The following is an 18,260-nucleotide window of genomic DNA, read 5'->3' on the forward strand; positions in this document are numbered from 1 at the left end:
AATTAAAATTCTTAAATTACCAGCTTTTAAATACCAGCAAATGTCCACGCCGTATTGGTGGTCCGTCTATAGTATCAGGTGATTATCAAAACGGCAACGGGTGTACATAAGATTGTTCATGGCATGGTGGCTACCACCCTCGTTTTTCCGTTTCTGCCTGTAATTGTTACATTGGTCATATTGGCATTCACTTTTAAAAACCTTGCAGATTGAGAAAGAAAAGACGAGCCATAATACAATTCTTTTTTCTGTTTCTTACCATTCTTAAATAAGATCGCTGCACTTTCATCGCCCGGCTCCAAAGAAATAAAGCGAGCATCTTTCTTTAGTTCAAATACTTTTAGCGGGCCCCGGTTTTGGCCAGCAGCAAGCAGGTATTTTCCATTTACACTTCTCAATTCTACCAATGCCTTTCCATTGCCCGGAATATATATACCACTTTCCAGAATAGACTGTGGTTTAAAATTTCCCTGGCCATCACCCTTCAGGAGTAATCCATTCAATGCATCATAACGGCCAACAGTTACATCAGTTGAGTAATCATTGGTATTAATAACCAGGTCAAGGTTTCCATCATCATCAAAATCTTCTGCTACCATGCCATTTAAGGCTGATAGCTGCGCCTGAACTGGCAATGGCACAAGTGTAAATTTGCCTCCGCCATCATTCCGTACAAAGGAAGAATTAAAATTATTTGCCCTTAAAATTAAAGCATCTTTCAATTGGTCTTTCGAAAACAGTTGTTGCATGGTGGCAACAGCATATGATTTATAATTTTGAAATTTGGATCGCATCCCTATCATTTGCTTTACAGCGTCATCCCTGGTTTGTGCCGGAAACTCTTTTTTGGTGGTATCTTGCTGGCTTACCGGAAGGTATATCGATGGAAATGCGTCATAACTATTATTATTATCAAAGTCTTTGGCATAAATTGAAACGGGTGTTTGGTCCGTTGCTTTATAAAATGAGTTCTTTCCTAAGTTTCCAATTACATAATCTATATCACCGTCATTGTCAAAATCACCCGCAACGATGCTGTTCCACCACCCTATTTGGTTTGCAATACCAGTAGTTGTCGTTATGTTTTTAAAAGTTCCTTTGTCATTTTTTAAAAAAGTTACCGGCATCCATTCTCCTGCCAGTATTAAATCAAACCACCCATCATTGTCAAAATCCGTAAAAACTGCATCGCATACAAGGCCGATATTATTTAAATCTTTAGCCACCAGCGAAGTCACATCGGTAAATTTTACGTGCCCGTCTTTGGAATCATTTCTGTAAATAAAACTAGAGACCGGTTTGGGATAATTCCACGGGTCAACTCTTCCTGCAATGAAAAGGTCCAGATCACCATCTTTATCATAATCAATTGCCCTTACACAGGATTTGCTGGTGAAGTTTTGAGGCAATGCAAGAGATTCAAGAGTGAAGCCCGCTTTACCGTTATTGATATACAATTTATCCTGGTAGGCTGCTGTATTAGCTTTGCTTTCAAAACCACCATGAGATAAATAAAGGTCCAGGTCGCCGTCGCCGTCCACGTCAAACAATGTAGTTCCCATGTCCTGAAACTGCATAGCTATATCTTGAAGGGGTTTGGGCAAAGTATCTCGCGAAAATGCGCCATTGCTTTTTTGCAGTAAAATAGTTGCACCAGCCATAGAATTACCGCCAACAACAATATCATCCAGGCCATCGCCATTTAAATCTCCGGCAGCGAGTGAGGGGCCATACTCTGAAAGTTTATGAGGCAATAATTTCTGAATATTAAAATCAACATAATCTTTTTGCTGATGAACGAAATGAATACCCAGGTTATCAGTTATGTCTTTAAATAAATTGTTCCGTGCAAATATGTCTTGAGTCCACGAGTAGGTATCTGTTGCGTTTTTTATGTCTATTGTAATTGTTTGATCGGTCTTTACATTTTTCAATACTTGTTTTTTGTTACCCGGCCATTTAATAACAATTGAATCAATGGCCATGTAATTACCCAGGCCGAAATGAGCATTTGTTTGTACAGATGATAAATATCCACGGTACGGTGTTTCTTCATAAACCTGCTGCATACCACCTCCATAATAAACTTCTATCCACGCCCCTAATCCGTTTTTGTTCAACGAATCACCTGTGAGTTGTACACCTAAATAGTGGCTTTCTGTTGGTCTTAAATCCCTGAATGTATTCTCATAAACAGAAGCCTCATCATTGATATTGTTAATAACCATATCTAAATCGCCATCATTATCCAGGTCTGCGTATGCAGCCCCATTTGAAAAAGATACGTTAGTAAGACCCCAGCTGGATGACACATTATTGAAAGTGAGATTTCCGCTATTTTGAAATGCATATTTATGCAGTTTAACCTGGGGAATTTGCTGCAGGGTAAATTCCTTGGAAGCTATTGCAGATGACTGTTGACGAAAAGCGATGAAATCATGATCTGTAATGTCTTTGGGATATCCATTGGTAACTACCAGGTCACGATAGCCATCATTGTTAAAATCGGCCACCAACGGGCACCAGCTCCAATCTGTTTCTGCTATGCCGGCAAAATAGCCAACGTCACTAAAAACAGGGTCGCCAATAGAATCGTTTCTGTTTATCCTTGGGCCCTGGTTCACCTGCAGGGTATTTCTTACGTATTGATACTGATAATTAAAATAATCGCTATTCTGGTAATTTTGATAACCGCCGGCGCTCAACATCATTTTTTTTCGATAATTATCTTCAGGATTCATGTCCAGTTCTACCAGATCAGATAAACCATCATTATTGATGTCGATAATATCCTGTCCCATACCATTTGCCGAGGTATGTTTAAAATAGGATGATGCTTTATCTGTAAAAGTTCCGTCATGATTGTTTATATACAACAGGTCATTAGAATTAAAATCGTTTGTTACAAAAATATCTTTCCACCCATCCCTGTTGATGTCAGCGATGGAAACCCCATGCCCGTATCCTTCAATAGTAAGCCCGGCTTCTTTGGTCACATTTGTAAATACAGGATGTTTTAAGGTAGCATTCATGTCATTTCTATACAGCCTGCCGGTACTGGCGAATGTACCATCTGTTATCTTAGGCCTGTAAATAGCAGGATTGACTGTTTTTAAAATCTGGTTAACTGCCAGGTACATATCCAGGTCGCCGTCGTTATCATAATCAAAAAAAGCTGCCATGGTAGAATGGGTAGTGTCATCTAAGCCATATGCTGCAGCCATTTCTTTAAATGCCGGGATCCCATTTTTATCCGGTCCCTGGTTTATGTAAAGCAGATTTTTTCGTTTTTCCGGATCTCTATCCATGGAGGCACATATATACATGTCTTGCAGGCCATCATTATTAATATCTATTACGGACACTCCCCTGCACCATTTACCCTTTCCATTTACGCCAGCTGCATTTGTAACATCTTCAAAATGCATTTTGCCTTTGTTCAGGTACAATTTATTTGATACCAGGTTTCCTGTAAAATAAATATCCTGCAAACCATCATTATTAAAGTCTCCTATTCCCACGCCACCACCGTTATAAATATTGGTTATGTCAATTGGGTTTATGGAATCGTTTTCAACTATTTTGTTATTAAAGTATATCCCCGATTTATCTGCTGAAACTAAATGAAAAAGGGTAGTTTTTTGTTTGCAGGAAAAACAGAAAGAGGCGACAGATAATAAAAAAGCAATTCCACAGTTCGGTTTCATACAATTACTTTTCAGCAAGGTTAATATAAGTTGTTAAAATTACAAAAAAAGAGACAGGGGTTGGCCTGTCTCTTTTCTATTATTTAAAATGCACAATAAGTATTAATAACCAGGATTTTGTTTAACCCTGATTTTGCCGTCTGAATTTAAGTTGTCAATCGTGCCCAACGGTATTGGAAAGTATTCATTTTTACCTGCAACAAAATTCGCATCCTGTTTTAACGGTCTGGCATCTTTTTCTCTTGCGATATAAGTATTAATTGTCGGCGCTGCAATTCCCCATCTTACCAGGTCAAAGAAACGATGACCTTCCATTGCCAGTTCCAGACGTCTTTCAAACTGGATGGCTTTAATTGCATTCTCCGACGTGAATGTCGCTGCAGTGTACAAACCAATCTTATAATTAGAAGCTGGAGTAGTCTGATCTTTAAAAGTAGCAGTAGGAGCATCATAGGAGGTAACATCAGCAACGCCATTCACTACAGGATATTTGTACACCCATCCAGTTGGGTTTGCTGCCCTTGATCTAACCTGGTTTACATATCCCATCGCAGTAGGAATATCGCCGGCAGTCACGGCACATTCGGCAGCCCACAACAATATGTCTGCATATCGTATCAGGTTAACATTATTGGCTACCAATTCGGTTGGTCCCCAATAAGAACTTCCCACGTCTGTGAATGCACCTTTCTGAGAGGCCGCATAAACATTTTTCATAGGACTAAAATGCCCGTCATTCAAAACGTTTCTTATCCATGCGTCTCCCGGATGGTTGCCCCAATCCAGGTAAGGAATACCTTTCCTGCCGATTGTCCAGTCAATACGGGGATCTAATGTACCTGTGTAAGGAGCAGTAGGGTCTCCTACTTTTGCACCAGTTGCGTATGACTCATCAAGTAGCGGAAGTCCGTTAGCATCTGTCTTGAATGCATTAGCAAGATCCTGTGAAGGGTTATAAAAACCGCAGCATGCACCCGGACCACCATTGTAAGGAAAGTTTAAGATATCACCGTAGTTACCATTAGGAGAACCGCCCCAATCAACTGAAGAGCCATCCTGAACAGAGGTTTGCGCAGCAAACACCGATTCTGAACTATTCTTCTGGGCAGGATTAAAATTCGAATAGAAATGTGGAAGTAAAGCATATTTCGTTCCGCCAGAAGTTTTTCCATTAGCTATAAGATCCTGCAAAATAGGATAAGCATCTGTAAATTTCTTCTGGAACATGTATGCTTTCGCTAAAAACGCCTTCGCTGCAGATTTATTAACTCTTCCAACCTCACTCCATGTTTCAGGCAAATTTGTTATCGCATATTTTAAATCCTCTTCAATCCTTGGCCAAACATCAGTTTCATTGGTAACATCAGTGTTGGCGGGAGACACCGTTTCATCAGCATAGATAATGTTGTTGAACACCTTCTTTAACTCCATGTGAAAGAAGGCTCTTAAAAAACGGGCCTGTGCTGTGATAGTGGTTTGGGTAGCTGCTGATATACCCGGGGCAATTGCCAATGTATTAATCACATCATTGCAACGCTGTGCACCATTGTAACACAGGTTCCATTTTTGTGGAACAGCTCCATTGGTTGGTGTTAATGAGATGAATTTTTCGAAGGGTGCAAAGTCGTTTACATCCGTCGGATCAGAACCTTTGTATGCGTCGTCACTTGCTACGCCACCATACCCCCAGTTAGACGCAGCCGACCCATAGTTACCATCACCAGAGGATCCATTTCCATCCACCAACGAATACGCACCGATCAGCAGGCCTTGAACACCAGCTTCTGTGGCTACAATCGAAGGGTTGAGCGTTCCTAACGGAGGCTTATTTAAAAACTCCTTACTACACGCCACCAGTACTATTACAACGATAGCCGTGGAAATTAAAAATTTATATTTGATACTTTTCATAAAAAAATAATTGAGTCAATTTTAGAAATTAAGATTTATACCAATCAGGTAAGATGGCGTATGTGGATAGTTCCCCTGATCGATACCAAACTGAGTTGTATTATCGATTGTTTTTCCATTATTTGAAGAAGTACTTTGTAATTCCGGATCCAGTCCTTTGTACTTGGTAATGGTGAACATATTAGCAGATTGGATATAAATCCTCAGACGCTCAACTCCAAATTTTGACAGCAACCTGCCAGGCAATACATAGCCGATCTGCATTTGCTTATTACGCAGGTAAGACCCCTTACTGATAAAATAGCTGTTTGCAACTGCGTCAGAACTGAATCCACCTGTAGTACGCAATTTAGGCACAGTGGCACCGGGGTTGGTAGGTGTCCATGAATTGACAGCTGCTTCTCTTCTCATACCGCCTTTAAAGAAATCAGGAAAATCCGTAAAGGTTTTTGTATTATCAAAAATATCATTTCCTTTCATTCCGAAAAAGAAGGTAGAAAAATCAAAATTCTTATAATTGAAGCCAATATTCAGACCATACGTAAAATCAGGATTTGGATTACCTATGAAAGTGCGGTCGTTATCATCGATTTTGCCGTTTCCATCAACGTCTTTATATCTAAACAAACCAGGAGCTGCATCAATTTGCGTTGGTGCCTTTGCAACCTCATCTGCGCTCTGGAATAATCCCAGCACCTGGTATCCATAAAATGCACCTACGGGATGACCTTCCTGGTTACGTGTTGGTGTTATATTTCTAATGCCAGGGCCGTTAAAGTAAGGTAAACCCGGTATGTCTACAATCTTATTGTTATAAGATGTAAATGTAGCCGTGATATCAAAATGGAAATCTTTGGCCACCGCACCATGGTAAGTTAAACTACCGTCGATACCCGTATTTTGCATATCGCCGATATTTACTTTTGGAAGATCTGCATCACCCACAAATACCCTGTCGTAAGGAATACCTGACGCAGTAAATAACAAGCCACTCACTTTCTTTTTATAGTAGTCGACCGTTAAATCAAATTTATTATTCAGGAATACCGCATCAAATCCAATGTTAGAGATGATATCGCCTTCCCAGGTTGTTGCGGGGTTACCAATATTACTTCTGTAAAAACCACCATTTGGTGAAGTACTGCTACCATTTACAGAATAGAAAGAACGGCCAAACCTTGTTCCATACAAATTAAACGGATTGGTACCATTTACGTTACTGATAGACCCCAGTTTACCCCAACTATACCTGATTTTAAGGTCATTAATAAAAGTAATGCCTTTGAAAAAATTCTCTTCGGAAATTCTCCAGGCTGCTGATACTGCAGGGAAATATCCTGTTCTAACACTGTCTACAAATACTGACGATGCATCTCTTCTAAGACTTCCGTTGATGAGGTATTTGCCTTTATAACCATACTCAAGGCGTGCAAATTGCGACCAAAGAGAACTTTGATAGGCATAACCAGAGTTTGACTGTGCTCCTGTTCCTGTTCCGATTGTCCAATAATTAGGATTTTCTGAAAAATAATTACTTCTCCCGGCACCTACCCCGCGTCCAAAATAACTAACCGCTTCAGTGCCTAACAGCACTTTAACACTATGATCTCCGAAGGTGTTGTTATACGCCAACGTATTGGTAAAAGTCCATTGGTTATCGTAATTAGCTCCTTCACTAAAAGAATTAGATCCGGTATTTCCTTCGGCATTTTCATACCCTACATAACCAAAGCTATAGTTGTACCCGTTAGACAGCGTGCCTCCAAAGCTGCTACGTGCTGTAAAATGTTTTAAGATGTCCGCTTCTGCATAAACATTTCCTTGTATGGATACCTCTGAACCTTTATTGTCTTTCGTTCTATAGATATCTGCGTATGGGTTACGGGCGTTACCGAAATCATTGGATTTGGTACCGGCGAAATTACCCATGATGTCATACACCGGGATAACAGCAGACTCACGATAGACCGTAGTAAACGGACTTCCTTCTCCCTGGTTGCCGTAAGTGGGATTTTGTTTATAGAAAATGTACGCGTTTTCACCAATGCGAACCTTATCCTTTATATTAAATTGTGTATTCGCTCTTAAAGAATATCGTTTATTGTATTGAAACTTGGCAATACCTTGTTGGTCAAGATAACCCAGTGAAAAGAAGTAAGAACTCCTTTCTGAACCAGAACTGACAGAGATATTGTGGTTTTGAACAGGAGCATTCCTGGTTATTTCATTATACCAGTTGGTCCCTATTTTATTTGCCTTTGTAATTTGATTGGAATTGATGTTGTAGGTCGCCGGATCAGTTTTGGGATCACCGGTCATTCCTGCAGTAGGCGTTATATAATCCGGAATAACTGGATTGGGGCCCTTACCGAACTGGTTACTGCTGGGATTGGCAATACCTGAATTACGCTGCTGCAGCCAGATAGCGTTTGCTTCTTCCTGGCTGTTTGCCATCTCGTATCCTTTACCTTGCGTTGTACGACCGTAGTATGCATCGTAACTAACTTTTGCCTTTCCTGATTTACCACGCTTTGTAGTAATAATAATAACACCATTTGAACCGGCAACACCATAAATCGCTGCAGAAGCATCTTTTAGCACCTGCATTGACTCAATGTCAGGTATATTAATATTATGCAAATCACCGCGTACGCCATCTACAATAACCAAAGGAGAGTTATTACCGAAAGCGGTAATACCCCTGATCCGGATATCACTTGCTGCACCAGGCTGGCCAGAGGAAATGATTGTAACACCAGAAGCTCTTCCCTGCAACGCTTCTTCGCCAGTACCCACAGGTGTTTGTTTCAGGTCTTTAATATTAACTACTGATACGGCTCCTGTAATTTCTTTCTTTTTTTGAGCAGTATAACCTGTTACTACTATTTCATTGAGGGATGATGTATTTTCCTTCAATGTGACAAGCACATTAGATTTACCGGAAATACTCACTTCCTCGGTGCCATAACCTACTGAAGAAATAACCAGGGTTGATTTACCGTCTGGCACACTGATAGAAAATTGCCCGTTGGCGTCAGAACTCACGGCAACTTTAGATCCTTTTACACTTACAGTAGCCAGCGCAACAGGAGTATTATCCTTTGAATTGGTGACCGTCCCTGTAATTGTTTTTTGCTGTGCACTAATTTGTGAGGAGAGAAATATAAGGCACATCAGCGCATATATTCCCGGGAGAAGTCTTTTTAACATATAGCAGCGTATTTGGTTAATGATGAGGCAAATGTGGGTGTTTTTTTTAACAATTTCAAAAATAAAAATGCACATTACTGGTATTATTTTATCCGATTATTGCAAAATTCGGGTTGATATATTATAATACTGATTACAATCAGCCTAACTGCCCGTTTAAAAATTTTTATTAAATCTTTTGATGGCTTATTTCAAGCAAAATGCCGCCAATTCTGGATAGTGCTTTTTTAAACCTGTAAAATTTAAAAGATATAAGAAGTTTGTATTATTACATGGACGAAGTCTTTTTCATTAATACGTAGTAAATACAACTAGCACTATTTTACCATCGAATGGTATAGATTTCCTTAATCCCGAGTTCTTTCCAACTTATACATTGAAAGGTATTTCATTTAGGGATTGTTGGTAATAATACAAAATTCGAATACATATAATTAATGGAAGCCTGATATTGCTTCGGTTTAAAATTTATATTACATGAGTGATGCTTCAATGATATCTATGAGTGAGGATAGCTTCAATTTTAGGTGCTCAATAAAGCAGTCAAAATTCCATATTAGCCTTAGTTATTGACTTTGTGTTATTCACAAGGATTGCAAATTGGCAGTATAAACCTTCCCCCTGGAATCTGTAATTTGAACAGACAGGACATCATCGCCGATATTCAGGAACCTTGCGGACTGGGATAAAAAGGAAGCTCCATAATTGGTTTCCATCTTTTGCTTTTTTCCATTTTTATACGTGATAAGAGCACTTACATCCAGCGGTTTCAGGGCGATCACTTTTTGGTTTGACTTCCACTCAAAAACTTTCAACTTACCCTTATTCTGGCTGGCAGCTATGATAGTTTTACCTGAAGCGGTTTTTAATTTTACAAGTGCTTTACCATTGCCGGGAATGAACCAGCCACTTTTTAAAATGGATACCGGGAAAAAATCTCCTTTACCATCACCCGTTAATAAAAGCCCGTTACCGGCATCGTACCTGCCAACCGAAACTTCGGTACTGTAATCATTTTGATTCATCAGCACGTCCAGATTACCATCTCCGTTAAAATCATCCACAAGCATTCCATTAATGCACGAATACTGGGCTTGGGCTGGCAATGGAATTAATTGAAACCTGCCATTACCCATATTTTTTAAATAGCTGCTGGCAAAATAATCAGCAGTTAATATTAATGCGTTTTTGAGCTCTGCTTTTGAAAACATCGAATCAATAGTTGCTGTTGCATATGATTTATAATTTTGAAATTTCGATCTGAACATAATCATTTGCTTTACCATATCGTCCCTGGTGTGTGCCGGAAATTCCCGTTTAATAGTATCCAGTTGGGAAGATGGTAAAAACAAGGTCGGTACTGCATCAAAACTTCCATTGTTATCAAAGTCTTTTGCATAAATTTTTACGGGATAATTTTCAGTGGCACGATAAAAGGAATTTAATCCCAGGTTACCTACTATATAATCCATCTTGCCGTCATTATCAAAATCCCCCGGCACGATACTCGTCCACCAGCCTTTTTTATTTTGAACCCCGGAGAAGGAAGTAACATCTGTGAATATCCCCCTGGTATTTTTTAAAAATGTCACTGGCATCCACTCTCCGGTCAATATCAGATCCTGCCAGCCATCATTATCAAAATCGGTCCAAACTGCATCGCAAATAAGTCCCGCTTTAATTAAAGATTTCGCAACAGTGGAGGTTACATCAGTAAATTTCACAACACCTTTTTCAGAGTCATTGCGGTAAATAAAACTGGATACCGGCATCGGGTACTTCCAGGGTTCAACCCTGCCGGCAATAAATAAATCAAGGTCGCCGTCGTTGTCATAATCAGCAACCCTTACACACGACTTGCTTGTAAAGTTCCTTGGAATAGCCATTGAGTCGGCAGTGAATTTGCCTTTGCCATTATTAATGAAAAATTTATCCTGGTAGGGATAGGTTTCGGCCTGGTCTGCGTAACCGCCGCTGGCTGCAAATAAATCCAGATCACCATCACCATCTGCATCAAATAAAACAATCCCCATATCCATTGATCGTGTACCGGTACTGTCGGCTTTATCAGATAATTTATTTTGTAAAAAGGAGCCGTTCCGCTGTTGCAGTAACAGCGTGGTCGCTTGTTTGTCAGAACCCCCGATTACAATATCGTCCAATCCGTCCCCGTTCACATCGCCACATGCAAGTGCAGGTCCATATTCACTGAACTTATGAGGTAATAATTTTTGCACATTAAAATCGATAAAATCATTTTGCTTATGCTGGTAATGTACATTGACAGCATCTGAAATTTCCGTAAAAAAAGTATGCTGGGCAATAACAGGTTGGGCCCAATCAAATTTTTCAATGGCGTCTTTTTTATTAATGGTGATGGTTTTGTCGACCGCTACATTTTTTAAAACCTGCATTGTGCCATTCTGCCATTTAACAATCACTGAATCAATCTTGGCAATATTGCCTAAGCCAAAGTGAGCCTCCAACTGGTGAGAAGATAAATACCCTCTGTAAGGAGTTTGCTCAACAACCTGTTGTTTACCACCGTAGTGCAACTCAATCCAGGCGCCTATTCCATTGCGGTTAAGTGAATCTCCCACAAGCTTTACAGCCAGGTAATGATTGTTGTTTTCCTTCCTGTTCATTGATGTATTTTCATACACAAGTGCCTCATCATCGATATTGTTTATAACCATATCCATGTCACCATCATTATCAAGATCTGCGCAGGCGGCTCCGTTGGAAAAAGTTGGCTTTTCAAGACCCCAGTTACTGGTTTCATCGGTAAAGTTGGTGTTACCATTATTGTGATAGGCATAATTGTGAATTTTAACCATGGGGACCTGGGATAATGTGTACTCGGTACTGGCAATTTTAAATGACCGTTGCCGGAAGGCAATGAAATCATGATCGGTAACATCCCTTGGAAAACCATTTGTAATAACAATATCCCGGAGGCCATCATTGTCAAAATCCTGCACCAGCGGCGTCCAGCTCCAGTCTGTTTCGGCTATGCCTGCAAAAAAACCAATATCGCTAAAAACAGGGTCTCCTATTGAATCTTGTTGATTAATCCTTGGCCCCTGGTTAAGTTGTAACGTATTGCGTACATATTGATATTCGTAACCGTAACGATCACTGTTTTGATAGTTTTGATAACTGTTGGCAGACATCATCATTTTCTTCCGGAGATTGTCCTGGGGATTCATATCCAACTCTACCACATCTGAAAGTCCGTCGTTATTGATATCAATCACATCCTGTCCCATTCCATTGGCAGATGTATGTTTAAAATAAACACTGGCTTTATCACTGAACGTTCCATCATGGTTATTGATGTATAAAATATCACTGGAATTAAAATCGTTTGTGACGAAAATATCCTTCCATCCGTCTTTGTTAAAATCAGCAATATTTACGCTGTGGCCATAGCCTTCAATGGTTATTCCTGCCTGTTTTGACACATTTGTAAACACCGGATGTTTCAGGTTTGGATCCCAGTCATTTCGATATAATCTACCTGTGCTTGGATGGGACCCATCGGTAATGATTGGACGAAAGGAACCCGGGTTATCATTTTTTAAAATTTCATTCACCACCAGGTACATGTCGAGGTCGCCATCGTTATCGTAGTCAAAAAAACTGGCCATAGTGGAATGCGTAGTATCATTGAGGCCATATGCTTCCGCCATGTCAGTAAAGTGAGGAACCCCGTCTTTATCAATACCTTTATTTATATACAATATGTTTTGTCTTTTAGACGGATCTTTTTCCATAGACACACAGACATACATATCAAGCAGCCCGTCATTATTTATGTCAATCGTCGCAACGCCCCGACACCAGCGACCTTCACCGGTAACATTCGCCTTTTTTGTAACGTCCTCAAACTTTAAATTTCCTTGGTTAACGTAGAGTTTATTTGAAACAAGATTGCCACTAAAGTAAATGTCCTGCAAACCATCGTTATTAAAGTCGCCTATCGCCACACCGCCGCCGTTGTAAATGTTAGTAACATCTATCGGATTAATAGAATCATTTTCTTGTATTAAATTATTGAAGTGAATATTCGAATGCCCCGGGGATACTTCCACGAAAAGAGTCCTGTTATGGCATGAAAGAAGCATACAAATACCGCAAAAGACAAGTAAAAAAGTAAGCGATCGCATATGGCAATTTTATGGAAATGTAGTAAATTCTGGTATATAAAAAAGGCAGAGAATTAACTCTGCCTTTTTAGTCTAAATATTCTTTAATAATTCCAGATCACGATCGGTTAATAGCCGGGATTCTGTGTAAGCGTATTACCATACTTGGCAGCTACATCAATGATACTTGCCGGAATAGGGAAATATTCATTTTTTCCAGCAGTGAAACTGGCTGTTGACTTGTAAGTTCTTTTCAGTTTTTCCTTTGCTAAATAAGCGTTCAATGTTTCCGCTGCAATACCCCAGCGCACCAGGTCAAAGAAACGATGGCCTTCCTCAGCCAATTCCAATCTTCTTTCAAAACGCACAGCTGTTCTCGCTTCAGCCTGTGAAGCAAACGGAGTACTATATTCATTAATTACATAGTTAGCAGGCGCTCCTTGTACCCAGCTTGCAGGGTTTTTAGCCCTTGCACGTACCTGGTTGATATAAGTCTGCGCTTTTGCCAAAGAACCTACTTCAATTTCAGCCTCTGCAGCCATTAGTAATACGTCTGCATAACGAATGAGGTATATGTCTTTTGCTGTAATGTTTTTCCAGCCGGAAGATGTAAGTGTATTTTCATCTTTTTTAGAAAAAACGTGCTTTTTAGGGCTGAAAGGACCTGCATAGTTCTGATCCCTTATCCAGGAATAACCGGGGTGAGGACCCCAATCCCAATAAGGAACACCTCTTCTACCAACTGACCAGTCTAACCTTGGATCGAGCGGAGTTGTAATGTCGTTTGTATAAGGATCTGCATCTTTAAGGCCTTGGTCATTTTTAAGATCAGCATCGTTAAATGTTGTAAATAAAGGTAAACCGGCAGGGCTTGTTTTATAAGCATTTACTAAATTTTGAGACGGCTGAAAAAAACCGCAACATCCAAAGTCGCCGCCATAGGGAAATGCAAGCCCTAAGGAGCTTTCACCACTCTGATCTACTGAACCGGAAGCTGCCATGGCTACTCCAAATACTTCTTCTTCATTGTTATCATAATTGGCATCAAAACATTTCCAGTATGCATCCTGTAAACCATAAGTTTTGCCATTTGATGTTTTGCCACTTACAGTAATCACATCGTACAAAGCCTTTGCTTCAGTAAATTTCTTTTCGTACATGTAAGTTTTGGCGAGATAACATGCTGCTGCCCATTTGTTAGCTTTTGCAGCTGCATCCTGTACTTCAGGAAGATTATCGTATGCAGACTTAAAATCGTCTTCAATTTTTGACCATATTTGATCGGCATTGGTATAACTAGTAGTGGTTTCGTCAATATACGGAACCTTATTCCACATCTTTTTGGCTTCAAAATGGTAGTGCCCTCTTAAAAAACGAGCCTGCGCAACGATGTTCTTTTTATCAGCATCAGCCAAAACCAGGTTGGGGTCATTCGCATCTTTGATAACAACGTTTGCCCTTGCAATACCCTCGTATACTGCAATCCATTTATCATAAAAATAAGGGTTTGCCGGCTGAGACTTATATTGCTCAACTTCCGTCATCTGCGGTTGGTCATTGGCATCTGTACCTTTATACGCATCATCTGCGCATACTCCGGCTGTCGCCCAGTTACTTGCGGATGGCGCCCACGTACTGGTTACCCCCTGGCCATCTAAAACGCCATATACACCCACCAGTTTAGCTTCCAATCCCTTTTTGTTATTTACCAGGTCGGAGCTATACTGTCCGTACGGTTGGGCATCCAAAAAACTTTTTTTACATGCCTGTAGTATTAGTGTGCCCGCTATTACGGTACAGCCTAACACCAGCACACGCATTTTACTTCTTTTCATATACTTAATGATTTAAATCTTTTAATTAAAATGTCAGGTTTAAGCCAAGAGATACAATTCTTGGGGTTGGAAAGTTACCATAATCAACACCTAAACTGTTGGCGTCAGACTTGGCTTGTCTATAATCAGCCTTTCCCACCTGCTGAGTTGTAAGTTCAGGGTCCAATCCAGTGTACTTTGTAACTGTAAAGAGATTTTGAGCCTGTAGATAAAAACGCAATTTGTCGACGCCAATTTTCCGCAATAATTCTGCAGGTAATGTATACCCTATTGATAAATTCTTAAGTCTTAAATAGCCTCCTGGTTCAACATAATAACTCACCGGAACCTGTCCACTACTTCCGTCAGCACCGTCCAACACTGGTAGTTTGGCATCTCTGTGCTCCGGTGTCCAGCTGTCGTATAATACTCTCCTATCTCTGTTACCCTGGAAAGTATTAAAATCAGTCCAGTAGCGAACATAATTTATTAACTGTCCACCGTTTTTCCAGTAAAGGAATGTAGCGATATCAAAGTTTTTATAAGAAGCATTCAGGTTAATTCCTGCTGTAAAATTTGGATGCGGACTACCCATGAAAGTTCTGTCATCTGGAGTAATCAACCCGTCTGGTTTACCACCCGGACCGCTGAGGTCCTTGTATCTCCATTTGCCAATACCTTTATCTGATTGTTGAGATGCATCCACCTCTGCCTGGTTTTGGAAGAATCCATCAATGATATAGCCAAAGAAGCTAGACATTGGTCTGCCTGTAACAGATCGGTTGAAGGGATCAATACGGGATCTGTTACCTTCCAGGAATGGATCCCCTATGGATCCTACTTTGTTTCTATACAAAGAAAAACTCAATCCCGCATCAATCTTAAATTCTCTTCCTAAAGTAGTGCGATAGTTAACAGCAAGATCAATTCCTTTATTGGTCATTTCACCAATATTGGTTGGCTGACGATCAACGCTACCAAATAAAATCGGATCTAGTTGCTTCTCATACAATAAATCAGTTGTTTTGCGGGTATATAAATCGAGAACAATATTTAGTTTGTTGTTAAACATCGTTGCATCTATACCAACGTTGGTAGTAGCAGACTGCTCCCATTTAATGCTCGGATTTCCTATCGCAAATAACCTTAAGCCCTGCGTAAAACCAGTATTGCTTCCGTCTATAGGGTAACCTGCATTATTGTCAAATTTATAAGCCGTGATAAAACCGAAATCCTTGGTATTATCGTTTCCAAGAATACCATAACCAACCCGTAACTTAAGATCATTCAACCAGTTGAATTTATTGTGAAGAAATGCCTCTTCAGAAATACGCCAGCCCGCACTCAACGAACTAAAGTTACCATACTTATTGTTTGGACCAAAAACGTTTGAAGATCCATCTCTTCTGAAACTTCCGCTCAAAAGATATTTATCCTGGTAGTTATAATCCAGTTTAGCAATTACAGGGGAGGACTTCCTGTAACGATATTCGTAACTATGTCCCGCAGGAGTCGTACTTAACCCTGAATTGATCTGCCAGAAATTTCTGTCAAAAGAAAAATAGGTGTTATTGGAATTATCCAGCACGCGACCTGCACCTTCAACCATTTCAGTACCTACCAGGGCTTTGATATCGTGTTTACCAAACGACTTTTTAAAACTTACTGTATTAAACCAGGTCATCTGGTAGCCGAAGTTTTGACCTTCGTTAAACGTACCAACACCACCGCGACCCTCAGCGTTTTCGTAGGAAGGAACGCCAAAGTTATAATAGTAACTTGTTCCGTAATCCATACCAATTACTGATCTAGCGGTGAAATATTTTAAGAAATCGAACTCAGCATAAGCAGATCCTATAATACCGACTTTTCTATCCTTATTATTTTGGCCGCGGTAAAGACTTGCGTAGGGATTTTCAGCATTACCGAGGTTTGATCCACGTGTACCTGCAAAATTTCCCTTGATATCGAATACAGGTACAATTGGTTGCATGCGATAGGCCATTGAGATCGCATTGCCTTCATCCTGATTATTAAAGCCATGCTTGTCTATGTAACTAACCTGGAGATTTTCCCCTACACGAACTTTATTTTTTATAATAAAATTGGTATTAGCCCTAACCGAATATCTTTTGTACCCTGTGAAATCAACAATACCATCCTGATTGTAATAGTTTAGGCCTAAAAGGTAATTACCCGTTTCACTGCCGCCGGAAACAGACACGTTGTGACTTTGCATGGGAGCGGCCTGCGTAACGGCACCCAACCAGTCCGTACCTGTTTTATTAGCTGCTACAATTAAATAAGTACCGTCTCCATTTACATCATTCAAATCTAATTTGTATTTAGATGGATCGGCAGCAGGATCCCCAGCCTGTACACCACTTGCTGTTCCTGCTAAAATATATTCGGGAATTACTGGAGTGGATGTTGTTGTTTGCCCGCCGTTATATTGGCCAAGATTAAATGTAGTAGCAGTTTGACCTGGGATTCCCTGTTGCAGTTTCAACAGATACTGACCATATTCCTGCGTATTTAAAAGATCAAATTTCTTAATCAGAGACTGTGATCCATAATAGGCATCATAGGTAACTTTAGATTTTCCTTTACCTTTTTTTGTGGTAACAATAATTACACCATTGGCGGCAGCTGCACCATAAGCAGCAGCCGAAGAACCGTCTTTTAACACCTGCAAAGATTCGATGTCATTGGGGTTAAGATCACTGATAGAACCTACCCTGGCACCATCCACCACATACAATGGTTCATTTTGATTAAAGGTAGTAAACCCCCTGATCCTGATAGACGCGCCAGCGCCCGGAACACCGGATGTACCAACAGTTACACCAGATGCTTTACCCTGAAGCAAACTTTCAACGTTTGATCCTGGATTAGCAACCAGTTCTTTAGCATTTACCACAGTTACAGATCCTGTAATGTCCTTTTTTCTTTGGGCACTATAGCCGGTTACAACTACCTCATTCAGGGCACTTGTTCTTTCTTTCAATGAAAGTTTTACAGATGAAGTGTTAGCGATGCTTACTTCATCTTCTTCATATCCTACTGAAGAGACAACCAGTAGATTTTTACCTGAAGGCACGGTGATGGAAAATTCTCCATTAGCACCTGTTACAGCAGCAACCTTGGTTCCTTTTACACTTACTGTCGCCATTACAATTGGAGAATTGTCTTTAGCATTGGTAATTACACCAGTTACTGTTTTTTGTTGTGCATAAATTTGAGAAGAGAGGAGTATACAGCATATAAATGCGTATATCCCCAATAAGAGTTTTTTTGACATATAGCAGCGTCGTTTTGTGAATAATGAGCCGAAGATAAAAGTTTTTACAATACAAATGTTAAAACATTGCAAAAAAAACACTGCTATATTTTGATTTTATTTTGGTTGTTAAAACCTACAGAAATATTAATTGTCCGCCTAAACCAATTTATAATTACAAAAAATTAGA

Annotated in this window: 6 protein-coding genes; all 6 read right to left on the bottom strand. The window is 40.0% G+C overall.

Annotation, left to right across the window (positions count from 1 at the left end; all coding sequences use genetic code 11):
- Positions 1-116: 116 nt before the first annotated feature.
- The 6 genes from QWZ08_RS20390 to QWZ08_RS20415 all read right to left on the bottom strand — a co-directional run bounded on the left by QWZ08_RS20390 (position 117) and on the right by QWZ08_RS20415 (position 18,091).
- Positions 117-3,707, bottom strand: a complete 3,591-nt coding sequence (locus QWZ08_RS20390) for a CRTAC1 family protein (RefSeq protein ID WP_290339394.1) — start codon at positions 3,705-3,707, stop codon at positions 117-119.
- A 102-nt stretch (positions 3,708-3,809) separates the two neighbouring features.
- The gene (locus tag QWZ08_RS20395; RefSeq protein WP_290339395.1) at positions 3,810-5,618 is read right to left on the bottom strand and encodes a RagB/SusD family nutrient uptake outer membrane protein; all 1,809 of its coding nucleotides are present in this window, start codon (positions 5,616-5,618) and stop codon (positions 3,810-3,812) included.
- Between the two features lie 21 nt (positions 5,619-5,639).
- Positions 5,640-8,828 carry a SusC/RagA family TonB-linked outer membrane protein gene (locus QWZ08_RS20400; RefSeq protein ID WP_290339396.1) on the bottom strand — a complete coding sequence of 1,063 codons (3,189 nt, stop codon included), beginning with the start codon at positions 8,826-8,828 and terminating at the stop codon, positions 5,640-5,642.
- Between the two features lie 584 nt (positions 8,829-9,412).
- Positions 9,413-12,922, bottom strand: coding sequence for a VCBS repeat-containing protein (locus QWZ08_RS20405; protein ID WP_290339397.1), 3,510 nt, complete (start codon positions 12,920-12,922; stop codon positions 9,413-9,415).
- A 182-nt stretch (positions 12,923-13,104) separates the two neighbouring features.
- Positions 13,105-14,811: a RagB/SusD family nutrient uptake outer membrane protein gene (locus tag QWZ08_RS20410; protein ID WP_290339398.1), complete on the bottom strand. Its 1,707-nt coding sequence runs from the start codon at positions 14,809-14,811 to the stop codon at positions 13,105-13,107.
- Between the two features lie 25 nt (positions 14,812-14,836).
- A complete protein-coding gene (locus QWZ08_RS20415) occupies positions 14,837-18,091 on the bottom strand; it encodes a SusC/RagA family TonB-linked outer membrane protein (protein WP_290339399.1) in 3,255 nt (1,084 codons plus the stop codon).
- Positions 18,092-18,260: the final 169 nt, after the last annotated feature.

The organism is Ferruginibacter paludis (assembly GCF_030409685.1).
In the GTDB taxonomy this organism is placed as follows: Bacteria; Bacteroidota; Bacteroidia; order Chitinophagales; family Chitinophagaceae; genus Ferruginibacter; species Ferruginibacter paludis.